Origin of the sequence: Portibacter lacus (assembly GCF_021533215.1) — a bacterium.
Classification (GTDB): domain Bacteria; phylum Bacteroidota; class Bacteroidia; order Chitinophagales; family Saprospiraceae; genus Portibacter; species Portibacter lacus.
This window is the reverse complement of record NZ_JAJNKA010000003.1, coordinates 283777-309415: the sequence shown is the minus strand read 5'-3', so window position 1 is coordinate 309415 and position 25639 is coordinate 283777. Positions and strand designations below refer to the sequence as shown.

Genomic DNA, 25639 nt, shown 5'->3' with positions numbered 1-25639 from the left:
GTACATTTAGTGATATAAAATTAATATACGTTCAAACATAAATTGAAATGTTACAACCGAAAAGAACGAAATACAGAAAGCAGCAAAAGGGAAGGAATAGAGGACTTGCTTATAAAGGAAGTACAATTGACTTCGGAAGTTTTGCGCTTAAAACATTAGAACCTGCGTTCATTACAAACAGACAGATAGAAGCTGCTCGTATTGCGATGACAAGGTATATGAAGAGAGAGGGAACAGTGTGGATTAGAATCTTTCCGGATAAACCGATAACTGCTAAGCCTCAAGAGGTAAGGATGGGTAAAGGTAAGGGTGCATTAGATCACTATGTTGCAGTAGTTAAACCTGGTAGAATTTTATTTGAAATGGATGGTATTCCATTGAAAGTAGCAACAGAGGCTTTACGTCTTGCAGCTCAGAAATTACCAGTGAAGACAAAAACTATTGTTAGAAGAGATTATCAAGAGTAAAATTTAAACAGATTTTTCAATGGCAACTAAGAAATATTTAGAATTACAGGAATTATCAGATGCTGATTTAGCAAATGAAATTACCACTACTGAAGGACAGTATAAGAACCTGAAATTCGATCATGCAATAAAAGGATTGGATAATCCTATGGTTCTTAAAGAAATAAGAAAGGATATATCTAGACTTAAAACAGAATCGAGAAGAAGAGAATTGGCTAACTTGTCAGATGATCAGAAGGCGAAAAGATCTAAAATCGTTGCTAGAAGAAAATAATATAAGCTGTTAGAATATTTATAAAATGACTGAAGAAAGAAAAATCAGGAAACAGAGAGTTGGAGTTGTAACCAGCAATAAAATGGATAAATCCATTACTGTCTCTGTAGAAAGAAAATTACAGCACCCAATTTATGGGAAATTTGTAAAAAAATCCAAGAAGTTCATGGCTCATGATGAGAAGAATGAATGTAATATTGGTGATCTAGTAAAAATTACTGAAACTCGACCGCTTAGTAAAAGCAAAAGATGGAGGTTAATTGAAATTCTAGATAGAGCTAAATAAATTATTTAAAGAGCGTTATAAATAGTCAGCAATGATTCAACAGGAAAGTAGACTAAAAGTCGCAGATAATAGTGGAGCAAAAGAAGTACTATGTATCAAAGTTTTAGGTGGTTCTAAAAGAAGATACGCTTCAATAGGTGACAAAATAGTTGTTACCGTGAAAGAAGCTTCTCCAAGTGGAGTTAAAAAAGGTACAGTTTCTACTGCAGTTGTTGTAAGAACAAAAAAAGAAATTAGAAGAAAGGATGGTTCATACATTCGTTTCGATGATAATGCAGTTGTTCTTTTAACACCAAATGATGAACCAAGAGGAACTAGGATCTTCGGGCCTGTTGCAAGAGAATTAAGAGATAGCGACTATATGAGAATTGTTTCATTAGCTCCTGAAGTTATATAAATAAGTATTATGGCAAATTCAAAATCAAATAGGTTTACTCCTAAGATCCACATAAAGAAAGGTGACAAAGTTATTGTTCTTTCTGGTGCTTCTAAAGGAAAAACAGGTAGTGTACTAGAAGTATTTCCTTCTGATTACAGAGCTGTTGTTGACGGAGTTAACATTGTAAAAAAACATACTAAGCCTTCTCAGGATAATCCTGGGGGAATTAATGAAATTCCTGCTCCTTTACATATTTCTAACCTTGCATTAGTAGATCCTAAATCTGGAAAAGCTACAAGAATTGGAAGAAAAGAAGTAGATGGTAAATTGGTAAGATATTCGAAAAAATCAGGTGAAATTATTAAATAATGAGTTACGTACCTAGATTAAAAAAATACTATAACGAAGAAGTTGTTCCTAAATTAATGGAAGAATTTGGTTATAAAAGCATTATGCAAGTTCCTAAAATCACTAAAATTGCCTTGAATCAAGGTGTCGGTGGTGCTACACAGGATAAAAAACTAGCAGAGAATGCATTAGAAGAAATGACAAATATTACTGGTCAAAAAGCTGTCCCTGTGAAAGCTAAAAAATCTGTCTCTAACTTTAAGTTGAGAGAAGAAATGGTGATCGGTGCTAAAGTTACATTAAGAAAGGAAAGAATGTATGAGTTTCTTGAGAGATTTGTAACAGTTGCTTTACCACGAGTAAGAGATTTTCGAGGAATTTCTGATAAGAGTTTCGACGGAAGAGGAAATTACTCAATGGGTATTACTGAACAAATAATTTTTCCAGAAATAAATATTGATAAGGTTAATAACATTACCGGTATGGACATCACTTTTGTGACAACTGCTGAAACAGATGCTGAAGCTTTAGCATTACTGAAACACATGGGACTACCTTTCAAAAATCAAAATAATTAATAAAGCATGGCTAGGAAATCATTAATCGCCAGAGAAGTTAAAAGACAGAAGTTAGTTGATAAGTACGCTAAACTTAGAAAGCAGTTGAAGGAAGAAGGAAGATGGGACGAGTTAGATAAGCTTCCTAAGAATTCTAGTGCTGTAAGATTGCACAATAGATGTCAGCTTACTGGAAGACCTAAAGGTTATATGAGAAAATTCAAAATCAACAGGGTAACTTTTAGAAAAATGGCTAATGAAGGATTAATCCCTGGAGTTACAAAAGCCAGCTGGTAATTATCAAATAACAAAAATTAACGCTGTAGAAAATGGCAAATACTGATCCAATAGCAGATTATTTAACGAGAATAAGAAATGCACAGCAAGCTGGGCATAGAATTGTAGAAATACCTTCATCTAAGATGAAAAGAGGTATTACTGAAATTCTTTATGACCAAGGTTATATTCTTAAATATAAATTTGCGGATGACGAAGGAATTCAAGGTACTATCAAAATAGCGCTTAAATATAAGCCTGGTACTAAAGATCCAGTTATCAAAAAATTAGGAAGAATTTCTAGACCAGGTTTAAGAAAATATTCTGGTGCAGAAGATTTACCTAGAATTATTAATGGATATGGAATCGGTATCGTTTCTACTTCTAAAGGATTAATGACAAATAAGCAAGCTGCTCAAGAGCACATCGGAGGAGAACTTGTTTGTTATGTTTATTAATTTATATTAAGATAAAAAAGAATTATTATGTCACGGATAGGGAGCGCAATAATTGAATTACCAAAAGGAGTTTCTATAGATATTAACAAGTCTAATGTGGTTACTGTAAAAGGGCCTAAAGGTGAGTTAAAGCAACAAATAGATCCAGACTTAGGTTTGGAAATCAATGAAGGTAATATTCAGGTAACAAGACCTACTGATCAAAAAAGACACAGATCTGTTCACGGTTTATACAGATCGTTACTTAATAATATGGTTATCGGTGTAACTGATGGGTATGTTAAAGAACTTGAGTTAGTAGGTGTAGGTTATAGAGCAAGTAACTCTGGTCAATTGTTAGAATTGACATTAGGTTATTCTCACCCTATTTACTTCTTATTACCTGATGAAGTTAAAGTTGAAACTATAACTGAAAAAGGTAAGAATCCTATCGTGAAAATCGATAGTACTGACAAACAATTAATTGGTCAGATTGCAGCTAAAATTAGAGCCTTTAGAAAACCAGAACCTTATAAAGGAAAAGGTATTAGGTTCAAAGGAGAGCAAATCAGAACTAAAGCAGGTAAGACAGCTGCTAAATAATAAAATAATGCGTTAAATCGAAATCATTATCGCAATGAAGTTAAGTAAAAAACAAAGTAGACAGAGAATACATAGTAGAATCAGAAAAAGTGTTTCTGGTACAGCTGATAAGCCAAGATTGTGTGTATTTAGAAGTAATAGTCAAATCTACTGTCAATTGATTGATGATAGAGCGGGTCATACTGTAGCTGCTGCTTCATCAGTTGAAAATGGTATTTCTAAAGATGGTAATAGAACCATCCAAGCTAAGAAAGTTGGTGAATTAATCGCTAACAAAGCTAAAGGATTAAATATATCTGACGTAGTCTTTGACAGAGGTGGATATCTTTATCATGGAAGGATTAAGTCATTAGCAGAGGGCGCTAGAGAAGGTGGCCTTAAATTTTAATAAAGAACATGAGTAATAAATCAAATAGAGTAAAACCTGCAGAAACTGAACTTAAAGAAAAGTTAGTTACGCTTAACCGTGTTGCTAAAGTTACTAAAGGTGGTCGAACATTTAGTTTTTCTGCAATTGTTGTTGTTGGTGATGGTAATGGTACAGTAGGGCATGGATTAGGGAAGGCAAGAGATGTATCTGAGTCTATTTCCAAAGCAGTAGATGATGCTAAGAAAAACTTAGTTAAAGTTCCAATTCTTAAAGGAACAATACCACATGAGCAGAAAGGTAAGTATGGTGCTGGAAAAGTACTTATTAAGCCAGCATCTGATGGTACAGGTGTAATTGCCGGTGGAGCAATGAGAGCTGTTTTAGAAAGTGCAGGTGTTCACAATGTACTTGCTAAATCTCAAGGTTCTTCTAATCCACATAACGTGGTTAAAGCTACTATTGACGCATTAAAGAAATTGAGAAATCCATATGATATTGCTAAAGAAAGAGGCATTTCTATGGAGAAGTTATACAACGGATAGATTATATCCTATTAAAACTAAATAAAATGGCAATTGTAAAATTAACACAAGTAAAAAGTGTTATCGATAGACCTAAAAAGCAAAAAGACACTATGTTTGCTCTTGGTCTTAAAAAAATGAATCAATCTGTTGAGAAAGAGGTGAGTCCTCAGGTTCAAGGAATGATTAATAAAGTAAGTCATTTAATAACAGTAGAAGAAATTTAAAATATATCCAAAATGGATTTAAGTACATTAAAACCTGCAGAAGGTTCAGTTAAGAAAAGAATTAGGATAGCAAGAGGTCAAGGATCTGGAAAAGGTGGAACAGCAACCAGAGGTCATAAAGGTGCTAAGTCCCGATCTGGATATAAAAGAAAGAGAGGTTTTGAAGGTGGTCAAATGCCAATACAGCAGAGATTACCTAAAAGAGGTTTTAAGAATCCTAATAGAACTGAATATATCGCTGTAAATCTTGATTACCTTCAAGAATTATCTGATAAATTTGATTTGAAGGAAGTTTCTCCTGAAGTGTTAAAGAAAATGGGAATTATTAAATCAAGTGATTTAATAAAAGTATTAGGTAGAGGTGAATTGAAAAATTCTCTTAAAATATCTGCGAATGCAGCTTCTGAAACTGCGATCAAAGCAGTGGAAGCAGGTGGTGGTTCAGTTACTATCATATAATATTTATTAGCAATATCTAAAAAGTTGCTAAATTGCATGAAGATCCATTTATGTGATCGGCAAAATATAACAAATGAAGAAGTTTATAGAGACCTTAAAGAATATCTGGAGCATAACAGAGTTAAGAAATAGAATCTTATTTACAGTATTTATTTTAGCAGTATTCAGATTCGGTTCTTTTGTTGTTCTTCCAGGTGTTAATCCTGAAGCATTGGCAGCAGCTGCTTCTCAAAGAGGAGCTAATGATATCCTAGGATTGATTAATGCTTTTACTGGAGGTGCTTTTAATAACGCAGCTGTTTTTGCACTTGGTATTATGCCATATATTACAGCTTCGATCATTATTCAACTTTTAGGTTTCGCAGTTCCATACTTCCAGAGGCTTCAACAGAAAGAAGGAGAATCAGGAAGAAAGAAAATAAATCAAATTACAAGGTTCTTAACGGTTTTAATTACTCTAGTTCAAGGTGGAGGTTATCTATTAATGATAAAAAGTACACCAGGAGCTGTTGATGCAACGTTGAATCCTTCTATATTTTGGTTCTCTAACTTAATAATTTTATCTACTGGTACCGTTTTCGCAATGTGGCTAGGTGAAAAAATTACGGATAGAGGAATAGGAAATGGTATTTCGCTATTAATTATGGCCGGTATCATCGCTACTTTACCTAGAGCATTTTTTGCAGAGTTACAAACTCAGTTGAATCAAACCAGTATTATCGTATTTATACTTGAATTAGTGGTTTTATTCATTGTTGTGCTTGCCTCAGTACTTATTGTTCAAGGCGTACGTAAGATTCCTATTCAATTCGCAAAGCGAATGGTCGGTAGGAGTTCTGGTAATATTCCAGTTTCTGGAGCTAGAGATTACATTCCATTGAAAGTAAATGCTGCAGGTGTAATGCCGATAATCTTTGCACAGGCGATTATGTTTCTTCCTGGATCTATAGCAGGATTCTTTTCTGAAGAGGCAGCTAATACAGGATTGTTATTACAATTACAAAATTGGAAATCACTTCCATATAATATTATATTCTTCTTTTTAGTAGTCATATTCACTTACGTGTATACTGCATTATTGGTTAATCCACAACAGTACGCTGAATATTTAAAAAGACAGAATGCCTTTATTCCAGGTATTAAGCCAGGTAAGAGTACACAAGACTTTATTGATAATTTAACGACGAGGGTGACACTTCCTGGTTCAATTTTCTTAGGTCTAATATCAATTTTCCCAGCATTAGTTGGTGGATTTGGTGTGAATGATGCTTTTGCAATTTTCTTTGGTGGTACTTCATTGCTGATTATGGTAGGTGTTGTTTTAGATACCCTTCAGCAAGTGGAAAGTCATCTATTAATGAGAAAATATGATGGTCTTGTTAAATCTGGTCGACTTAAAGGTAGAAGCGGAATGCAGCCGATCGGCACGAACATGTAATTTGAGATTACATGATTCATTACAAAACTAAAGAAGAAATCGAGTTAATTCGGGAAAGTTGTTTGATTGTTAGTAAAACCCTTGCCTTGGTCGGTAGTATTTTAAAACCGGGCATGACAGGAATAGAAATTGACAAGAAAGCAGAAGAGTTTATCAGAGATCATAAAGCAGTTCCAGGATTTAAAGGTTATAGAGATTTTCCCGCTACATTATGTATTTCTCCTAATGAAGGAGTTGTTCATGGGATTCCAGTTGATAAGGAATTTGTAGACGGGGATATAATATCCGTTGATTGTGGTTCATTATTGAATGATTATTATGGTGATAGTGCGTTTACTTTCGCTATAGGAGAAGTTCCTGAAGAAACCCTTCAACTATTAGAAGTTACGAATACAAGTCTTTACAAAGCAATAGAAGTAGCAAAGAAGGGGAATAGATTAGGTGATATAGGGTATGCTATACAGTCTTACGCTGAGAAAGAGCATGGATATGGAGTTGTTAGAGAGTTAATTGGGCATGGTATAGGCCGTAATTTGCATGAGAAGCCAGATGTACCTAATTATGGTGTCAGAGGCAGAGGACAAATGCTTAAAGAAGGTTTAGTGATAGCAATTGAACCGATGATAAACTTAGGAAGTAAAGAAATCATGCAATCTAATGATGGTTGGACGATAATTTCTAAGGATGGAAAGCCATCTGCACACTATGAACATACGATAGCAATCACCAAAAATGGGCCAGATATACTGTCAAATCATACATTTATTGCAGATGCTATAAAAAATAATGCAAATATTAATGATATTTCGATAAAAAATTAGATATTTGCACTCCGAAAAAATATTATGGCTAAGCAAGATCTTATAAAACAGGATGGAATTATAGAAGAAGCGTTGTCTAATGCGATGTTCAGAGTGAGATTGGAAAATGATCACCTTATTGTCGCTACCATTAGTGGAAAGATGCGTATGCACTATATTAGAATTCTTCCTGGAGATAAAGTAGCAGTTGAAATGTCTCCTTATGATTTATCAAGAGGTAGAATTACATACAGATATAAATAAGGATTAAAAAAACAAGAAATGAAAGTAAGAGCTTCCATTAAGAAAAGATCTGTAGATTGTAAAATCGTCAGAAGAAAAGGTAAACTTTACGTAATTAACAAGAAGAACCCAAAGTTCAAACAAAGACAAGGGTAATAATTTAATACTATGGCAAGAATATCAGGAGTAGATCTTCCTAAAAACAAGAGAGGGATTATAAGTTTAACTTATATCTACGGAATTGGCCCGACAAGAGCTGAAGAAATTTTGGATACTGTAGGAGTAGATCATAATACAAAAGTTCAGGACTGGACTGATGATGACATTAAGTCTATAACGACTTTAATTCAAGATAGCTTTACTGTAGAAGGGGAGTTAAGATCAGAAGTGCAAACAAACATTAAGCGATTAATGGATATTGGTTGCTATAGAGGTTTGAGACACAGAAAAGGTCTTCCATTAAGAGGACAAAGAACTCAGACTAATGCCAGAACACGTAAAGGAAAAAGAAAGACTGTTGCTAACAAGAAAAAAGCAACTAAATAATTAATCTTCGATTAGGAATATTATGGCAAAGACTAAAAAAGCTAAGAAAAGAAATGTAAGGGTTGACTCAGCAGGGTTGGTATACATCCAAGCGAGTTTCAACAACATTATCATTTCTATCTGTAATAATCAAGGTCAAGTTATTTCTTGGGCATCTGCCGGTAAAGCTGGTTTTAGAGGTTCTAAGAAAAACACACCTTATGCAGCTCAGATAGCTGCAGCTGACGCAGCGCAAGTTGCTAACGACGCAGGCATGAGATCTGCAGAAGTATTTGTAAAAGGACCAGGTGCAGGTAGAGAATCTGCTATCAGAGCAATCGATGGTGCAGGAATCAAAGTGACTAAGATAAAAGATATCACTCCAATTCCTCATAACGGTTGTAGACCTCCTAAGAAAAGAAGAGTATAACATTACACAATAATAATCAATGGCTAGATATACAGGACCAACTACCAAAAAAGCGAGAGCTTTTGGAGAAGCAATCTACGGACCAGATCGTTCTTTCGATAAGAAGAAGTACGGACCAGGAATGCATGGAAACTCTAAAAGAAGAAGACAGAAGTCTGATTACGCTTTACAGTTAATGGAAAAACAAAAGGCGAAATATACTTATGGCGTTTTAGAAAAGCAATTTAGAAATCTTTTCGAAACAGCTGTTAGTAAAGGTGGGGTAACTGGTGAAGTTTTACTTCAGTTACTTGAAGCTAGATTAGATAATGTTGTTTATAGATTAGGATTATCTCCTACTAGAAATGGTGCAAGACAATTAGTGTCTCACAAGCATATTTTAGTAAACGGCGTATTAAATAATATTCCTTCTACTCACTTAAGAGAAGGAGATATTGTAAGCGTTAGAGGAAAATCTAAAAATCTTCTCGTTATTCAAGAATCTACTGCTAGAAAAGCGGAGGTTAGAAACTTTCCTTGGTTAGAGTGGAATCCTGAAAGAGCTGAAGGTCGATATATCGAAAATCCAGTAAGAGAACAAATACCTGAGAGAATTAACGAACAGTTAATTGTCGAATTGTATTCAAAATAGAAAATACAAGCCGGATCATTATGATCCGGCATTGCTATTTATCATTTATTTATTTAAAAATAATTTGGTCGCATGAGCATCTTGAACTTTCAGAAACCTGATAAAATCGTTCTTCAAAAAGCAGATGATTTTCAAGGTACATTTGAATTCAGACCATTAGAACCAGGTTTTGGTCAAACCATAGGAAACTCACTTAGAAGAGTATTACTGTCTTCGTTAGAAGGTTTTTCAATTTCTGCTATTAGAATTGCGGGAGTTGATCATGAATTTTCTACGATTAAAGGTGTTGTGGAAGATGTAGTAAATATAATTTTGAATCTTAAGCAGGTTAGAATCAAACAGTCTGTTGAAGATGAGAACTTGAAAGAAGAGAAGATTTACCTTACAGTAAGTGGTAAAGAACAGTTTCTAGCTGGTGACATTGAAGAGCAAACTAATGTTTTCAAAGTAATGAATCCTGATTTGGTGATTTGCCATATGGAGCCATTTGTGAACCTAGAAATAGAGTTGACGATTACTAAAGGAAGAGGTTATGTACCTGCTGAAGAGAATTTACCTAAAGATGCACCAATAGGAGTTATTCCTATCGATGCGATTTATACGCCTATCAAAAAGGTGGCTTATAAAGTTTCTAATACAAGGGTAGGGCAAAGAACGGATTATGAGCTTTTAACTTTAGATGTTCAGACGGATGGAACGATTCACCCTGAAGATGCTATTAAAGAAGCTTCTAGAATATTAATACAGCATTTAATGCTTATTACGGATGAGAACATCACATTCGATGACGCTTCTAATAGAGAAGATGATATCGTAGATGAGCACATCCTTCACATGAGAAAATTACTTAAAACTTCATTAGAAGATCTTGATTTATCTGTAAGAGCATATAATTGCTTGAAAGCAGCTAAGATCAATTCTTTAGGTGAATTAGTAAGATACGATACTCATGAGTTATTAAAGTTTAGAAACTTTGGTAAGAAATCATTAGTAGAGATAGAAGAATTACTTCAGAACAAAGGTTTAACTTTTGGGATGGATTTATCTAAATATAAGCTAGACGAAGACTAGCATTTAATTGTTATTGGCAAGCAAGCTTAATTAAAAACTGTATTAACCGATCGATAATATTCCTAGGCCAATATAAGGAATTCGATTAGTGATACGAAGATTAAATTCTAATGAGACACGGTAAGAAATTTAACCACTTAGGAAGAAAGAAAGGGCACAGAGCTGCACTTTTAAAGAATATGTCTAATTCTCTTGTAGAGCACAAAAGAATTAATACGACTTTAGCTAAAGCAAAAGCACTAAGAATTTACTTAGAACCGCTTTTAACTAAAGCTAAAACGAATACTACACATTCTAGAAGAACAGTATTCTCTCACCTTCAGAGTAAAGAATCTATTGAAGAATTATTCGGCCCTATCGCTGAAAAAATTGCTAATAGACCAGGAGGTTATCTAAGAATCATCAAAACTGGTTTCAGAAAAGGTGATGCAGCAGAAACGGCAATGATAGAATTCGTCGATTATAACGATGTATATTCTAATGAAACGCAGAAAGCAAGTACAGGAAGAAGAAGAAGAAAGAAAGGTAAGGGAAGTAGTAAACCTGCTGTTGCTGCTAAAAATGAAGAAGAATAAAATATAAGTTTGGAAAAATTTATAAAAAATATAAAGGTGGTAAATGTAGCTCATTACCACCTTTTTTTATATTTGCAACTCTCTTAACAAGAATTAGTTTCAATGGTAAATCCAACATACGAAAAAGCAATCTTATTATTAGAAGACGGAACCTTCTATGAAGGCAAAGCCTGTGGTAAGAAAGGAACAACATCTGGAGAAATCTGTTTTAATACAGGAATGACTGGATACCAAGAAATTTTTACGGATCCATCTTATTATGGTCAGGTTCTAGTAGCTACTAATGCACACATTGGTAATTATGGAACTTCTACCAAAGACATCGAATCTAATCGTGTACAAATTGCCGGTCTAGTATGTAAGAATTTCACAAATGATTATAGTAGACAAGCAGCAGATCTCGATTTACAACAATACTTTGAAGATGAAGGCGTCGTAGGGATTTCTGATGTAGATACTAGATCTATTGTTAGATATATCAGAGATAAAGGAGCAATGAATGCGATTATTTCTTCAGTAGTACTTGATAAGGACGAACTAATGAAGGAACTTAAGAAAGTTCCAAGTATGGACGGTCTTGAACTTGCTTCAGTTGTAAGTACGAAAGAACCTTACTTCGTAGGAACACCTGATGATGAAAAGAGAATCGCGGTACTTGATTATGGTACAAAAGTTAAAATTCTTGACTGTTTTACAGAGCGAGGTTGCTATCTGAAAGTATTTAACGCTATAACACCTTTCGAAGAATTAGAAAAGTGGAATCCTGATGGTTACTTTTTATCTAACGGTCCTGGTGATCCAGCTGCAATGGATTACGCTATAGAAACAGTTAAGAAAATATTAGAAAAAGACAAGCCTGTATTTGGCATATGTTTAGGACATCAGATATTAGCTTTAGCTATGGATATCCCAACGTATAAAATGCATCACGGACACAGAGGTATTAACCATCCAGTATTAAACTTGATTTCAACTAAAGGTGAAATTACAAGTCAGAATCATGGTTTTGGAGTAAATGCGGAAGAGTTGGAGAAAAGAAGTGACGACATTTTAATTACACATAAGAATCTTAATGATAATACCATAGAAGGGATGAAGATTAAAGGGAAGAAAGCGTTTTCTGTCCAATATCACCCTGAAGCAGCACCTGGACCACATGATTCTAGGTATCTGTTTGATGAATTTGTATCTTTATTATAAAATAAATAACTAATTATGAGCAACATTATCGACATTAGGTCGAGAGAAATTCTTGATTCAAGGGGAAACCCAACAGTAGAGGTAGAAGTTTTAACCGAATGTGGTAGAATTGGAAGAGCTGCGGTTCCTTCAGGAGCATCTACTGGAAAGTACGAAGCTGTAGAGTTACGTGATGAGGATAAAAGTAGATTCTTGGGCAAAGGAGTTTTGAAAGCTTGTAATAATATTGATAGCCAAATTTTAGATGCTCTTGTTGGTGTAGATGTAACAGATCAGATCTATATCGATGAGTTGATGATAGAGTTAGATGGTACACCTAATAAAGCTAAATTAGGAGCGAATGCAATTTTAGGAGTTTCTTTAGCTGCGGCTAAAGCTGCTGCTCAGGTTTGTGGTCAATCACTTTATAGGTATATCGGAGGTGTAAATGCACATGTATTACCAGTTCCTATGATGAATATCTTGAACGGTGGATCTCATGCAGATAATAGTATAGACTTTCAAGAGTTTATGATTATGCCTGTAGGAGCGGAACATTTTTCTGAAGGACTAAGAATGGGTGTAGAAGTTTTTCACCATTTAAAAGCTGTTTTGAAGAAAGGTGGATACTCTACGAATGTTGGAGATGAAGGTGGATTTGCACCGAATATTAGATCTAACAAAGAAGCAATTGAAATCGTACTAAAGTCGATCGAAGTAGCTGGATTTAAGCCAGGTGAAGATATTATGATTTGTATGGATGCAGCGGCATCTGAATTTTACTTACCAGAAGAAAAAGTATATCATTTTCATAAATCAACTGGAGATAAGTTAACTACTGGTGAAATGGTAGATTACTGGAAAGGTTGGGTAGACAATTATCCTATTTTCTCTATCGAAGATGGTTTAGATGAAGATGACTGGGATGGTTGGGTGAATATGAATAAGAAGTTAGGTGACCGAGTTCAATTGGTTGGTGATGATTTATTTGTAACCAATACAGAAAGATTAAGCAAAGGAATAGAACTTGAGGCTGCTAACTCAATTTTAATAAAAGTTAACCAAATTGGTTCATTAACAGAAACGATCGATGCGGTTAATATGGCTACAAGAAATTCTTTCACAAGTGTGATGAGTCACCGTTCTGGAGAAACTGAAGATACAACGATTGCTGACTTAGCAGTTGCATTAAATACAGGTCAGATTAAAACTGGATCTGCATCTAGATCAGATAGAATTGCAAAATATAATCAACTTTTAAGAATAGAAGAAGAGTTAGGAGAATCTGCAATCTACCCAGGAAAGAGCCTATTACAATAATATAGCGATTCAAAATAGATTATTAACGAATAATCAATTATCTTTATATGTAAATGGTTCATTATGAAAAAGAAGACTGATACTTCTAATTTTCTTAAGTTTAGAAAAAGATGGTTTAATAAGTATGTTATTACGATATTTATTTTTCTAGGCTGGTTATTGTTTTTTGATAAGTATAATTTCTTTGCACAAGTGAAGTTGAAAAACTCCACACAAAAGCTAGAGCAAGAATATGCTAATATTTTAGAAGATGTCAAAAACGCAAAGATCGAGAAGAAAGATTTAGAAATGAATCAAGAGAAGTATGGAAGAGAAAAATACTATTTACATAAAGACGACGAAGATGTTTTTATCATAGAAAAAAGACAAAATTAATGAGTGTATTAGTCAATAAGGATTCAAAAATAATAGTACAAGGCTTTACTGGAAAAGAAGGTTCTTTTCACGCAGAGCAAATGATAGAATATGGAACCAACATTGTTGGTGGTGTTACTCCGGGTAAAGGAGGTCAAGAACACTTAGGCAAACCAGTGAAAAATACAGTAGCTGATGCAGTTAAAGATCTTGGTGCAGATACAACTATAATATTCGTTCCTCCTGCTTTCGCTGGAGATGCTATTATGGAAGCTGCTGAAGCTGGTATTAAAGTTATCATTTGTATTACGGAAGGAATTCCTGTTCAAGACATGGTTAAAGTAAGATCTTATATCCAAGATAGAGATTGTACTTTAATTGGACCTAACTGTCCTGGTGTGATTACGCCGGGAGAAGCTAAGGTGGGTATCATGCCTGGTTTTGTCTTTAAAAAAGGAAATATAGGAGTTGTATCTAAGTCAGGTACGCTAACTTATGAAGCGGCTGATCAGATTGTAAAAGCTGGTCTTGGTATTTCTACTGCTATCGGTATTGGTGGTGACCCTATCGTGGGAACACCTACTAAAGAGGCAATCGAATTATTTATGAACGATCCTGAAACAGTAGGGATTGTAATGATCGGTGAAATAGGTGGGAATTACGAAGCGCTTGCAGCTCAGTATATCAAAGAAACAGGAAATAAGAAACCAGTTGTTGGTTTTATAGCTGGTCAGACAGCGCCTGCAGGAAGAACTATGGGCCACGCTGGTGCTATAGTAGGCGGAAAAGATGATACTGCTGAAGCTAAAATGAAAATTATGGCAGAATGTGGAATTCATGTTGTTCACTCGCCAGCTGAAATAGGAATTACAATGAAAAAAGTAATAGAAGGGTAATTAATTACTTTCAAATATTACTCAAGATAATCGAGGTTGTACTTTTAGTGCAGCCTCTTTTTTTTATCAGAAATATTGATTCATCCGTAGTAGAAAATTTCGAATGATATTGCAAGCTACTAAGAATGCAATACAGTAGTCAATGAATACAACAAATTAGAGACCCTATTTATGAATGGCTTTAACTATTTCTAGTAATTTTGGAATAACCGTATTCGCTAATGGTGTATAGCTATTGAATAAAACACATATCGCAATCCCATTCTTTCGGTCAATTGCAATTTCACTTCGGTAATTATTAACCTGCCCACCATGATGGATTAAAGTATCTGAAACACCTGTTGTTGGATCTTTGAAGGTATGAATTCGCCAACCATAGCCATAATAGGATTTATCGAAATTTTCCCATTTCTTATAATAACGGTATTTAACTTTTGTATCAATTATAGGGGTAGTAAGAATGCTGATGGTTGAATCAGCTAGCGTAGATGGGAAATTCCCTAAGAGCAATCTCATTACTTTACTCATATCTTCTATACTTGCGTTCACACCTCCAGCAGGAATGGCATTATAGTATTTTTTATTTACGGACTGGGGTATCCATTTACCTCCTATTTTTTTATGCGGCTTAGCAAAAATATTGATTCATTCGTAGTAGAAAATTTCGAATGATATTGCAAGCTGTTAAGTAAGCAATACGGGAAACAAGTTACAAAACGAATTAGAGACCCTATTTATGAATGGCTTTAACTATTTCTAGTAATTTTGGAATAACCGTATTCGCTAATGGTGTATAGCTATTGAATAAAACACATATCGCAATCCCATTCTTTCGGTCAATTGCAATTTCACTTCGGTAATTATTAACCTGCCCACCATGATGGATTAAAGTATCTGAAACACCTGTTGTTGGATCTTTGAAGGTATGAATTCGCCAACCATAGCCATAGTAGGATTTATCGAAATTTTCCCATTTCTTATAATAACGGTATCTAACTTTTGTATCTATTGTAGGGGTAGTAAGAATGCTGATGGTTGAATCAGCTAGCATTGTTGGGAAATTCCCTAAGAGCAATCTCATTATTTTACTCATATCTTCTATACTTGCGTTCACACCTCCAGCAGGAATGGCATTATAGTATTTTTTATTTACGGACTGGGGTATCCATATACCAGCTATTTTTTTATGCGGCTTAGCAAAATTATCAGAATCTTTCAGGTCAGCATAAGAAGTAGATGCTGATTTCATACCTAATGGACCGAAAAGAAAAGTCTTATAGATATTTTGTATAGGCATATGTAATTTTTGAGATAATACAGCGCCACTTTCTGCAAAAGCTGCATTCTGATAACTGTACACATTTCCTGGTGATTCTAAGTTCATAATTTCACTAAATCTGCATACTATTTTATGAAGAGGAAGTCCATATTCTACGAGGTTAGTATAACTGTGATAGGGGAGGCCAGAAGTGTGTGAAAGTAGATGAGATAATTTTACATCTTTGGTATAATTTGAATTATAGAATGAGAAATCAGGATCTACTTGGGAGACCTGTTCGTCAAAGTTGATTTTGCCTTGCTGAAATAATATCCCAGAAAGTACGCCTGTTATGGATTTAGAAACTGATCCTATTCGAAATACACTTTTAGTTGTAAGTGGTACCTTAGATCGAGCATCACTATAACCATATGTTTTTTGTAAAACAGCAGTATTACCATCTAGGATTGAAACAGCAGCTCCTGAAATCTGTAATTCCTTCAAGGCCTCATTAAACAAGGAATCTACTTTAAGGGCAAGATCTATGTTTTCAATGACAACTAGCTCTTGATCAAAAGTATCTATAATGGCAGGCTCAGAGTATATAATAGTCTTCTCTTGCTCTCTACAGCTAGCAAGACAGCAAATAAGGACTAGACACATAGTCCATGTGGTTAAAAATGGTGGGGTTAACTTTTTCAAAATTAGGAAGATGCTGCTGCGCGCTTTCTTTCAGATCGGCGTTTAAAATATTTTCTTGCAACGATTAGCAAGCCAAATGATTCACAATCTTCCTTTGTTTGTATTGCATGATGTGCTCCATGCGCTCTAAGGATAGCTTTCGAATATGGACTTTCTAATTGTCGAAACCATTTGAATCTCTGATGAATATATACATCATGGATAAGGAAGTAGGTTAGTCCATAGAGACTAATTCCTATACCAATATATAGCAAGTATCTTAAGTCAGGATAGTATGCTCCCAGCATATAACAGGCAGCACTCGGAATTGCAAATACTAAAAAGAAACGGTCATTCTTTTCGAAAAATCCGTCATTTTCATGCGGTTTGTGATGATCTTCATGCCATGACCATAATAGACCATGCATCAGATACTTATGAGTAAACCAAGCCATGAATTCCATTCCTATATACGCCCCTATAACACATCCAACATACAGTAACCAAGTCATTTTATCTGCTTTTATATGAATAACAAGATATGAAAAAAAATGTTTTGCTAATTTAGTTCTAATGATATTCGCTCCACATCTTCGAAATTATCTTTCACATGCATTAATGGAATTTCAATATAGAAGGTAGTGCCTTTATCAGGAACCGTTGTGAATCTAATATGACCATTAAAGGACTCCATCATATTTACAGCAATAGCTAGACCAAGTCCTGTACCACTGCTTTTCGTAGTGAAATTAGGTGTGAAAACTTTATTTTTCATATGGTCTGGAATACCAATTCCATTATCCTTAATCTCAACCACAGCAAGACCTGTCTTTTTATATAGCTTTAGATCTATTCTTCCTCTCCGCTCTGTAGGAATGGCTTGGATAGCATTTTTGAGAATATTATTAAGCACTCTTATGAGATGATTCCGATCTGCAAATACATATATTTCATCTAGTGGCTCTGTCATGAATATATCCATGTCATCTCTCTTTCTAAATAGATCGTGAATGGTTTCGACGATTTCGTTCAATACAATTTTCTCATTATTTCCCTGCGGCATTGTTCCAAAATTTGAAAACTCGGAAGCGATTTGTGATAAATTGTCGATTTGCTCTATAATCGTATTAGAAACATTATTCACAAGTTCCTTAGGATCTTCACTAGAGCCAATCGCACGTTGCATATACTGAATGCTTAGCTTCATTGGCGTTAATGGGTTCTTGATTTCATGAGCCACTTGCTTAGCCATTTCACGCCATGCTCCTTCCCGCTCTGTTTTCGCAATCATCATCGCTGATTCGTCTAACTGTTCAGCCATATTGTTATAGTTAGAAATGAGTTCTCCTAACTCATCTTCACTATCCCATTCTAATTTTTTATTTTTTCTTCCGAGCTTGAAATTTTTGATCTGGTCACCTAGAACTGTTATCGGTCTTGTAATTGAATTAGCCACAGCCAAGGCTATCGCACCTGCCAATAGGAATAAGAATACATACACATTAAGAAGTGTTCCGACGAAATCGGTTACATTGTTCTGTGTCTTAATTTGCGGAGCGTGAAGAAGCTGCAGATATGCTAAATTTTCATTGATATCATCGTATTTCACTGGAATGAAGATATTCCTAAAGCTTAAGTCTCCGACCTTACTCAGTTCTGGACTCGAATAGACGCCATTATTTGATTTTAGCAAGTTAAGCAATGCGGTATTGATTAGATTAGGTGAAAATCCTAATTCAAATAATTTCGGAGCTGATGAATTTATGAGCTTTCCATTATCATCATAAAGGTGTATATCTACTTGATGAGTTTCAGAAATAGCATGAATATTTGTTTCTAATACCCTAAGCGCATTTCTTGAATTGTCAATGTTTTGAAGTCGTGCAGATACATCAGCTGTGATCGCAATGTTTTTCTCCTCTATAAGATCCATATCGTATTCATTAGATAAGTATCGGAAATAGATTATGGTTACCACTCCGATCGCTACGAATGAGAAGATACTCAATGTAATTACGGAAAGTTGGATTCGCCGTCTTAGAGATGATATATTATTCAGTTTCAATAATAACTGAGGCGGTAGAAATTTGTACTTCGTGTTAAAAAGCGCTATAATACTCAGTGTTATTCCCATTAGAATAAACAAGAAAGAAAATAGGGAGATAGGTTTAATGATTCTTGCAAACTTGCTCTGAACATGAACCGCTGTCCGATCATCAACTTTGTAGATTAAATTTGAAATATTCTTTTCATTGTAGCTGATGTATTTTCCAACCTTGAGTTCTTTAGCCTTGTTGCTAAGCTTATTAAAGTGATACCCATTCGTGTTTTTCAATACACCATTTATATAGACTCCATAATCTGGCTCTTCATGGTATTTCTGGAAGGTGTGTGAAAGTAGTTTAGCAGGGGTATTAAACTTGTCTAGTGGTAGAAATTCAAAGTATACGGTAAATGGACCACCAGGATGTAATCGGATATCTTGGTTTTTTCGAAGAACATAAGTATTACTTACTGGTTCAAAGTAGATATTGGTATCTATGGCGATACTGTTTTTTATAAAGTCCTTGTAGAATGCCATGGTCGTAAATTGATCATAAACCATGGAATTTTCGAATTTGTCAAAAGCATTGAATATAGCCTTGCTCTTAGCATCGATCGTCTCATAATCATTGACGAAATCTGAAAGTACCTGATTGAATTCTACTTTATGGATTTTTAGCGGATTTGGAATGGAGTCTAGAAATGATAATAAGTTGATATCATCTATTTTTTGATCGAAAGCTCGGAGTTCTGAAATGAATGTATCATCTTTTTCATTGACCAAAGACTTCGCGAAATCTACTTTCGTATTCAGGTCAAACTTGAGATAGTAGTTAAATAATAAAACGGCAGACAAGCTACATAGGGTGATCATCCAGAATATGATCCATATGATGCTGGTGTCCCTTCGATCTATAAAGAGATCTGCTAAGAAGAGAAAACTAGTAATAGAAAGATAAAATGGGAAGTAACCCATTTGGAAATTGAAAAGATAATAAATAGGAATACTTAGTAAAACGGAACTGATCAAACAAGAAAAACGACTCCAGTTATTTAATTCGAGTGACTTTATTTTTATACTTAGTCGATATGTAGCATAAAATTGAAGTAAAATTAGGAAGACAATCCCCAATAAACTGAAATAACTTTTGAAGTCAAGTTTTAAGAGGTTTTCAAAGTCGTAGCTTAAGCCAGAATTGATGATTGTCCATTTAGCAATGGCTGAAAATCCAATGATAGATAGTACGATGAGTAGATAACATATAACCGCAATAGCAATTTTGTTGTCTTTGAAAGGAGTCTTGGTAAGTATGGACTTCGTCATTTAAGCTATTTAACAAAGTAAAAATAAGAATAATATATATTATAATATAATTTAATATGAATTGTATGATTTCTATTTAATTGGATTTCAATTATTAATAGTTTTATTGTCATATCTTTGTGGGGCATAATATTCTATCGCTGTATTTTATAATATGGAGGAAAGTCCGGACAACGTAGAGCATTGCGCCTATTAATAATAGGGTGGTCAGTCAGAAAAGACTGACTAACAGAAAGTGTCGCAGAAAATATACCGTCATGCCTTGGTGTGATAAGGGTGAAAACGTGAGGTAAGAGCTCACGACTTCTTTAGTAATAAAGGATGTAGACAAACCTCGCAAGTTGAAATGCCATGTACATTTTAGACATCCATAGGATGATGTAATGACTCGTTGCATATCGAAAGAATCTAAAAGGGGTAGGCAGCTTAGATCACGTCTTTGGCGTGACCAGATAAATGATAGAACACAGAAATGTGAACAGAATCCGGCTTACTATTATGTATTTATTAAAAAAGGAGCATTCAAATCATTTGAATGCTCCTTTTTTAGTTTGAAACTAGAGTTATTTTATTCGATTCCAGCTGATCCGAAATCATAGATCAGACCGAATCTTAAGGTATTATCTAGCGGTCCTTTTCGGCTACTCGTAGGTACGAGGTACGACAAGTTCATTCCGAAAACATTATATTTTATTCCTAATCCAACAGTTAAGAATTGGCGATCACCTTTTAATGGGCTCTCATAGTAGTATCCAGCTCTAACTGCGAATTGATTATCATACCAGTATTCAACTCCTAAAGAGTAATATATTTCACTAAATTCTTCGCTAAATCCACCTGAAGCATCCGCAAATGAACCCACTGCTGCATTAAAAAAGGACAATTCTTTATAATCTGGGGTTCCATTTTCATCCTTGTCATAATTTTCAGTATCCTGAAATGGTACAGGTGTTGGCACTAATAACTTGTTGATATCTGCAGCAATGGTAAATGAATTGTATTCATCGAAATCAATTTTCCACGCGGCACCGATTCCTAGATTCCCTGGTAAGTAATCCTTTGTTGCATCTCTTGTATAAGTAAGCTTAGAACCCATGTTCGTTACCGCTAAACCGATCGTAAGATCAGATCCATAATCTCCCATATTGATAGGCATCATGTAAGTAAGCGATAAATCCGCTGCAAATGCATTACCAATAGATACATCCACACCTGGCGAAAGTTGCTGGCCTGCAGCTAAATTCGAATAGATATATTTTGCTGTTAAAGCAGCAGAAAAATTTTCTGCTAGTTTTCTAGAATATGCGAATGAAATATCGAATTCTCTAGGTTTTCCCGTACCGGCTGGATTTCCTTGAATATCAGTAAATGCAATATCCCCTAAAGAGAAAAATCGAATTCCGAAACCCAGAGCTTGTAAATCATTGATCTTTTTATATCCCGTAAGATAAGCTAAGTATACATCTTGTAATCCTAGTTGTCTTAACCACGGTGTATATGTAGCAGATAAACTTAAGTCATTCTCAGCGAAAGCTAACTTAGATGCATTATAGTGTAGTGCATTAGGATCTGCTGAAACCCCAATTCCTGCATCACCCATTCCACCAGATCGCGCGTCCGGATTGATTCTTAGAAATGGAGTTGCTGTTAACAATGTGTTTGGGAGACAAGGTCCACCAAGTGATTCTACTAAACACCCTTGCTCAACATCGTAAATTTGTGCTGTTACATTGGCATTAATCCCACACATAAGTAGAATTGTTAAGATACTTAGATTTTTAATCATTAGTTGTAAAATTTAGAGGCGCAAATATAAGCGATTTATTATTTTAGAATTACTAGTTTTTCGAAATTACTTTCTTTCCTAATACCTAACTGATTAGCTAGTACATTTATTTTGTACAAATATACACCATTTGCAATTTTCTGACCGTAGTCATCTCGGCCATCCCATGAGATATCATCTATTCTGAAACCATCATCTAGTACGAGGTGTTCTATCGTCTTTACTATTTGACCTGATACATTATATATATTTATAAGAATTTCTAATTCGGTGCCAGGAAGATTGTGTTCAAACTGGAAAAGCGTATTGGTACTGAATGGATTAGGATAATTGAATACGTGTTCCAATTGATCACCCTCGTCATCTGTTACAAAAAACTCAGTGTATCCTTCACCTAAGTTATTAGAAAGATCCCAAGCTTTAATTTTCAATGTATGCTTCCCTGGTTCCAAGTCTTTTAATGGAAATCTTACGATTCCCTTTCGGAAATCATTCAATTCCGCCTCATAAAAATCGTTCAAAATGTAACGTTCCTTACTATTATTGTCTAATTCTGCTACAAGATCATGACCTACACTGACTCCAGCGACATTAATTCCAAAATCATCCTGCAACTTAACTAACAGAACTGGATTAGAAGTACTGATTCCTCCAAAAGCAAAATCTTCCGTATTAAGATAAACATCTACGAGTGGCGGATTATCATCAGCGTTAGCAGGATCGCTTCCTCCGATTATAAAATCTTCAAAATTACCCGAAGCATCTATATTGCCGCTTTTAGCATATAAGCTGATCTTTCCATTGCCATAATCGAAATTGATATCAGATGGCAAATAAAATTCAAACTTAAATTTACCATTTTCAATAACGGACTGACCTTTAAAAAGGATCGTCTTCTGCAAGTTGAATGCTCTTTCAGAACTAGAGGTGTTATTTGCTAAGGTCTTTGCTTGAATTACCTTGTCAAAAACAGAAGTATATACGACACCATTAAAATCACTCATAATATTTCCATCCTCTCCAGCAACAAAACCTTCGAAAGTCATTTTTTGTAAGGCTTTAATCGTATCTGCCGTATAATCACTATCTATAGTGACACCATTGATAGAAGTCGTTTTTATTTGATGCTCTGGAATAGAAAGTTTAAGTGCTGGATCACCTATTAGCTGAAATTTCCTAGCATTCACATCTAATGTATCCGCAGCATTCGAATTTTTAGCTCTTCTTAAAATTTCACCGATACCCATAAACTCACCAGCATCTTTAGTAAAGATGGTATCAAATACAGCTCGAGTTAATCTCTCATTTTGATTAACATACACAGCTCTAACAGTTGACATTAAAGCAATAGCACCAGTTTTTTCTTTTAGAAATAGTTTTTCACCTGCAGATGGACCAGCTGGATTATCATATCCAGTAAACGAACAAGTAGCAGTTATGAAAAGAGGCAATTTGTTTTCATTGTCAAATTTTTCAATGTCTTCAAGTTTTAATACTCTTTCTTGAGCCCACCCTGTAGGACCACCATGTCCTAAATAGCACATTGTTAACATACCCTTGAATATGTTGTTATTCAAAGCATCCGTTGCAAGAGGATAACGTTCTCCGCCGGGTGTGGAAACTTGAGGGTATGCGTCGAAGTACATTTTTTCAACATTAAAATTTTCATATTTTAATCTTGCTGCTTCTGCAATTCCGTCAGCATCCCGAACATGGTAATTATTATCTTCATCATCAGCTGAGAAACCTATACGCAGTCTCCAGTCAGCATAAGTATCGAGATTGGTATCATAATTAATAATCTTATCTATAATTTGATTCGCTTCATCTGCTGTTCTCACTGGGATTCTACCGACACCGAGATCAAGTCCACCTTTTAAGTTTCCTCCTTCTTGGTCATTTAGTAGCGCATAGAAATCATCTGATGGAAATGCTCTAATAGGGCTCAATGATTCACTAGTTTCGTAAACAGGTATGAAACTATCGTCGCCATAAGCGCTCGCGTTGATATGTTTATAATCGAAAGATCCATCCCCTATGAGGCATAAGTATTTAAAGTTAGGATCTCTTTCATAAATCATTTTTGCAAAGTTTCTGATGCCAGGAACATCCACTCGACCAGAACTGAATTCGTTATATATTTGATTGACAGAAACAGCAACTACATTTAGATTACTGAAATCCGCTCGATGCATAGCTAGTTTTTCTGCGGCCTCTTGAAAATCAGGATGATATATAATTACTAGATCTGCAGATTGTATAGCATGGAGGTTCTGATTTTCAATCTCTCCTATGATGCTTACCTTTTTGTGTTCAGCTGTAGGATTAAAAACAACGAATTCATTAATACCATTTGGAACATAAGAAAACTTGAAATTCTCATGTTCTTGGTTCAAGACATTCTCTGGATTGGATATATCCCAAATTTGCATTCCGAAAAGGGTAGTGTTAATGTTGAATCCATAAAGAGATAGATCTTTCGATTCTGTCTTTCTAAAAACAATAGGCTGTCCACTATAATTTAACTTGGCAGAATAAGTAAGTTGAATGTAATCAAGCCAACCTGTTGGTTCATTAGAAGAAACTCCAAAATCAAGAAAAATTTCTGGTGAAGTGGAGGAAAGCTTTTGAGTAAAAACCTTTTTTTCTAAATCAGCATATTTACTTTCTATATTAGAAACATTTACACCATTGAAGTTAATGGAATTAGTGACGCCGTCAATTTTTAGGTTTAACTTAGAAGAAATACGGTCTCTTGCTGCAAATTGAATTTCTACACTAACGTCTTCATTTGTATCTAAATTAGGATCAGCAAAGTATGAAGTGAAATCTTGATTTCTATTAGAACTATAAATTTCACTAAACCAAAGTTTCCCAGAACCTTGAGTCGATGAGAAGTCACCAAGTAAATTATAGACATCTTTCTCATAGCGTCTATAAGTATTGTAATTGGATGAGAAAGTATTATTTCCAGTTATATTTTGTTTATTCTGTACACGCTTCCCGTCTACACTTCCAATTTTTATGAAATAGTAATTATTGTCATCATAAATATTGTGGGTATAGTTGTCTTCAGGATTCCATGTATGAGGTCCATGAGCATAAAAAAGAATGAAGTCACTGTTGTCGAAACTGCCATCAGCTTCACCTTGAATAAAAATTGAATTTTCAATTAAATCATCATAAATATCAGCACTGTTTTCCTCTGGATTCATTCCATTGGGGTTTCCGAGGATTTGAATTTTTTTCGGATTAATCCCATCACTCTCGATACCAAGTTTGTCTAGGTCGTCCTTGGATATTTTGTAAATGCCACTTTCAGAAACTGCTATTTTGTAGATTTTGCCGTCTTTTAGAATAGAACTATTTTTGAATTCAGGACCACCTCTGAAATTAGATAGGTTATTTGAGGTGGTATTATATTGGAGTTTAATTTCAGTTATTCTTTCTATTTTTCCCGTATTATTATTTTTAATAAAAGGGATAAAAGAATAAATAGCGTTATAATTTCGTCTTTCTTGAGCGATGTGACTATTAACTGAAATGGAAGTAGGGATATTTGTTTTTGTAGTAATCGATGTTTCTTCTGACTGGTAACCAATGATTTCGAATTGGATATCGCCATATTTATTAACAGGGAATTGGTCAGAATAAATATGAAGATTATTTTCTTGATTGATAGAAGATCGATCAAATGAATAAGCAGTTAGATCATTTTCAGGAATTTCAGTACTTTTAGACCAGTTTATTTTCTTAGTTACAATTGTTTGCGCTGAAATATCAAACTGATAAACAATTGAAAAGAGAATTACAAGAAGAAATGTATTGATTAGTTTCATACTTTTAGTTGATCCATTACGTTAAATTGAAACGAAATTAAT

General features: G+C 34.6%; 32 protein-coding genes and 1 other RNA gene. 27 read left to right on the top strand and 6 right to left on the bottom strand.

Translation table 11 applies throughout. The annotated features are described in order from the left end of the window. Positions 1-47: 47 nt before the first annotated feature. From rplP to sucD, 26 genes are all read left to right on the top strand, one after another. Entirely contained in the window at positions 48-467 is a 420-nt protein-coding gene (gene rplP, locus L2586_RS06425; RefSeq protein ID WP_235291973.1) for a 50S ribosomal protein L16, read from the top strand. 19 nt (positions 468-486) lie between these two features. Then, positions 487-741, top strand: a complete 255-nt coding sequence (gene rpmC, locus L2586_RS06420; protein ID WP_235291972.1) for a 50S ribosomal protein L29 — start codon at positions 487-489, stop codon at positions 739-741. 25 nt (positions 742-766) lie between these two features. Continuing rightward, positions 767-1027 carry a 30S ribosomal protein S17 gene (rpsQ, locus tag L2586_RS06415; protein ID WP_235291971.1) on the top strand — a complete coding sequence of 87 codons (261 nt, stop codon included), beginning with the start codon at positions 767-769 and terminating at the stop codon, positions 1025-1027. 31 nt (positions 1028-1058) lie between these two features. Next, positions 1059-1424, top strand: coding sequence for a 50S ribosomal protein L14 (gene rplN, locus L2586_RS06410; RefSeq protein WP_235291970.1), 366 nt, complete (start codon positions 1059-1061; stop codon positions 1422-1424). Positions 1425-1433: 9 nt separating this feature from the next. After that, positions 1434-1775 carry a 50S ribosomal protein L24 gene (rplX, locus tag L2586_RS06405; RefSeq protein ID WP_262914113.1) on the top strand — a complete coding sequence of 114 codons (342 nt, stop codon included), beginning with the start codon at positions 1434-1436 and terminating at the stop codon, positions 1773-1775. Further along, the gene (rplE, locus tag L2586_RS06400; protein WP_235291969.1) at positions 1775-2332 is read left to right on the top strand and encodes a 50S ribosomal protein L5; all 558 of its coding nucleotides are present in this window, start codon (positions 1775-1777) and stop codon (positions 2330-2332) included. Before rplX ends, rplE begins: the two co-directional genes overlap by 1 nt. 6 nt (positions 2333-2338) lie before the next feature. After that, entirely contained in the window at positions 2339-2608 is a 270-nt protein-coding gene (gene rpsN, locus L2586_RS06395) for a 30S ribosomal protein S14 (protein ID WP_235291968.1), read from the top strand. Positions 2609-2640: 32 nt separating this feature from the next. Then, the gene (gene rpsH / locus L2586_RS06390; protein WP_235291967.1) at positions 2641-3045 is read left to right on the top strand and encodes a 30S ribosomal protein S8; all 405 of its coding nucleotides are present in this window, start codon (positions 2641-2643) and stop codon (positions 3043-3045) included. Positions 3046-3072: 27 nt separating this feature from the next. Next, the gene (gene rplF / locus L2586_RS06385; protein WP_235291966.1) at positions 3073-3627 is read left to right on the top strand and encodes a 50S ribosomal protein L6; all 555 of its coding nucleotides are present in this window, start codon (positions 3073-3075) and stop codon (positions 3625-3627) included. 34 nt (positions 3628-3661) lie between these two features. Next, positions 3662-4015, top strand: coding sequence for a 50S ribosomal protein L18 (gene rplR, locus L2586_RS06380; RefSeq protein ID WP_235291965.1), 354 nt, complete (start codon positions 3662-3664; stop codon positions 4013-4015). A gap of 8 nt (positions 4016-4023) precedes the next feature. Continuing rightward, on the top strand, positions 4024-4539 hold the full coding sequence (rpsE, locus tag L2586_RS06375) for a 30S ribosomal protein S5 (protein WP_235291964.1): 516 nt from the start codon (positions 4024-4026) through the stop codon (positions 4537-4539). A 26-nt stretch (positions 4540-4565) separates the two neighbouring features. After that, positions 4566-4745: a 50S ribosomal protein L30 gene (gene rpmD / locus L2586_RS06370; protein ID WP_235291963.1), complete on the top strand. Its 180-nt coding sequence runs from the start codon at positions 4566-4568 to the stop codon at positions 4743-4745. Between the two features lie 12 nt (positions 4746-4757). Further along, on the top strand, positions 4758-5204 hold the full coding sequence (gene rplO, locus L2586_RS06365; protein WP_235291962.1) for a 50S ribosomal protein L15: 447 nt from the start codon (positions 4758-4760) through the stop codon (positions 5202-5204). 73 nt (positions 5205-5277) lie between these two features. Then, entirely contained in the window at positions 5278-6642 is a 1365-nt protein-coding gene (gene secY / locus L2586_RS06360) for a preprotein translocase subunit SecY (RefSeq protein WP_235291961.1), read from the top strand. Positions 6643-6653: 11 nt separating this feature from the next. Further along, complete coding sequence (map, locus tag L2586_RS06355) at positions 6654-7463, top strand: type I methionyl aminopeptidase (protein WP_235291960.1); 810 nt, start codon at positions 6654-6656, stop codon at positions 7461-7463. Between the two features lie 24 nt (positions 7464-7487). Continuing rightward, positions 7488-7706: a translation initiation factor IF-1 gene (infA, locus tag L2586_RS06350; protein WP_235291959.1), complete on the top strand. Its 219-nt coding sequence runs from the start codon at positions 7488-7490 to the stop codon at positions 7704-7706. A gap of 18 nt (positions 7707-7724) precedes the next feature. Then, positions 7725-7841, top strand: coding sequence for a type B 50S ribosomal protein L36 (ykgO, locus tag L2586_RS06345; RefSeq protein WP_235291958.1), 117 nt, complete (start codon positions 7725-7727; stop codon positions 7839-7841). A 12-nt stretch (positions 7842-7853) separates the two neighbouring features. After that, the gene (gene rpsM / locus L2586_RS06340; protein ID WP_235291957.1) at positions 7854-8231 is read left to right on the top strand and encodes a 30S ribosomal protein S13; all 378 of its coding nucleotides are present in this window, start codon (positions 7854-7856) and stop codon (positions 8229-8231) included. A 22-nt stretch (positions 8232-8253) separates the two neighbouring features. Beyond that, on the top strand, positions 8254-8640 hold the full coding sequence (gene rpsK / locus L2586_RS06335) for a 30S ribosomal protein S11 (RefSeq protein ID WP_235291956.1): 387 nt from the start codon (positions 8254-8256) through the stop codon (positions 8638-8640). Positions 8641-8659: 19 nt separating this feature from the next. Continuing rightward, a complete protein-coding gene (rpsD, locus tag L2586_RS06330) occupies positions 8660-9271 on the top strand; it encodes a 30S ribosomal protein S4 (protein ID WP_235291955.1) in 612 nt (203 codons plus the stop codon). Between the two features lie 72 nt (positions 9272-9343). Next, positions 9344-10342, top strand: coding sequence for a DNA-directed RNA polymerase subunit alpha (locus L2586_RS06325; protein ID WP_235291954.1), 999 nt, complete (start codon positions 9344-9346; stop codon positions 10340-10342). 110 nt (positions 10343-10452) lie between these two features. Continuing rightward, the gene (rplQ, locus tag L2586_RS06320) at positions 10453-10917 is read left to right on the top strand and encodes a 50S ribosomal protein L17 (RefSeq protein WP_235291953.1); all 465 of its coding nucleotides are present in this window, start codon (positions 10453-10455) and stop codon (positions 10915-10917) included. 102 nt (positions 10918-11019) lie between these two features. Next, positions 11020-12117, top strand: a complete 1098-nt coding sequence (carA, locus tag L2586_RS06315; protein WP_235291952.1) for a glutamine-hydrolyzing carbamoyl-phosphate synthase small subunit — start codon at positions 11020-11022, stop codon at positions 12115-12117. A gap of 15 nt (positions 12118-12132) precedes the next feature. Further along, positions 12133-13416, top strand: coding sequence for a phosphopyruvate hydratase (gene eno / locus L2586_RS06310; RefSeq protein WP_235291951.1), 1284 nt, complete (start codon positions 12133-12135; stop codon positions 13414-13416). Positions 13417-13479: 63 nt separating this feature from the next. Then, complete coding sequence (locus tag L2586_RS06305; protein ID WP_235291950.1) at positions 13480-13791, top strand: FtsB family cell division protein; 312 nt, start codon at positions 13480-13482, stop codon at positions 13789-13791. Beyond that, on the top strand, positions 13791-14666 hold the full coding sequence (sucD, locus tag L2586_RS06300; protein ID WP_235291949.1) for a succinate--CoA ligase subunit alpha: 876 nt from the start codon (positions 13791-13793) through the stop codon (positions 14664-14666). Before L2586_RS06305 ends, sucD begins: the two co-directional genes overlap by 1 nt. 165 nt (positions 14667-14831) lie before the next feature. Here the strand turns inward: sucD and L2586_RS06295 are convergent, their stop codons facing one another. The 4 genes from L2586_RS06295 to L2586_RS06280 all read right to left on the bottom strand — a co-directional run bounded on the left by L2586_RS06295 (position 14832) and on the right by L2586_RS06280 (position 19972). Continuing rightward, a complete protein-coding gene (locus L2586_RS06295; protein ID WP_284284689.1) occupies positions 14832-15266 on the bottom strand; it encodes a serine hydrolase in 435 nt (144 codons plus the stop codon). A 130-nt stretch (positions 15267-15396) separates the two neighbouring features. After that, the gene (locus L2586_RS06290) at positions 15397-16587 is read right to left on the bottom strand and encodes a serine hydrolase domain-containing protein (RefSeq protein WP_235291947.1); all 1191 of its coding nucleotides are present in this window, start codon (positions 16585-16587) and stop codon (positions 15397-15399) included. A 41-nt stretch (positions 16588-16628) separates the two neighbouring features. After that, positions 16629-17117 carry a sterol desaturase family protein gene (locus L2586_RS06285; protein WP_235291946.1) on the bottom strand — a complete coding sequence of 163 codons (489 nt, stop codon included), beginning with the start codon at positions 17115-17117 and terminating at the stop codon, positions 16629-16631. Positions 17118-17164: 47 nt separating this feature from the next. After that, positions 17165-19972 carry a sensor histidine kinase gene (locus tag L2586_RS06280; RefSeq protein WP_235291945.1) on the bottom strand — a complete coding sequence of 936 codons (2808 nt, stop codon included), beginning with the start codon at positions 19970-19972 and terminating at the stop codon, positions 17165-17167. 121 nt (positions 19973-20093) lie between these two features. On the opposite strand from L2586_RS06280, the gene rnpB reads away from it, so the two are divergent. After that, an RNA gene (rnpB, locus tag L2586_RS06275) (RNase P RNA component class A) lies at positions 20094-20481 on the top strand. A 59-nt stretch (positions 20482-20540) separates the two neighbouring features. On the opposite strand, the gene porV is transcribed toward rnpB, so the two are convergent. Together porV and porU are read right to left on the bottom strand one after the other, a co-directional pair. Continuing rightward, positions 20541-21758 carry a type IX secretion system outer membrane channel protein PorV gene (gene porV, locus L2586_RS06270; RefSeq protein WP_235291944.1) on the bottom strand — a complete coding sequence of 406 codons (1218 nt, stop codon included), beginning with the start codon at positions 21756-21758 and terminating at the stop codon, positions 20541-20543. Between the two features lie 38 nt (positions 21759-21796). Next, positions 21797-25597 carry a type IX secretion system sortase PorU gene (gene porU, locus L2586_RS06265; RefSeq protein WP_235291943.1) on the bottom strand — a complete coding sequence of 1267 codons (3801 nt, stop codon included), beginning with the start codon at positions 25595-25597 and terminating at the stop codon, positions 21797-21799. Positions 25598-25639: the final 42 nt, after the last annotated feature.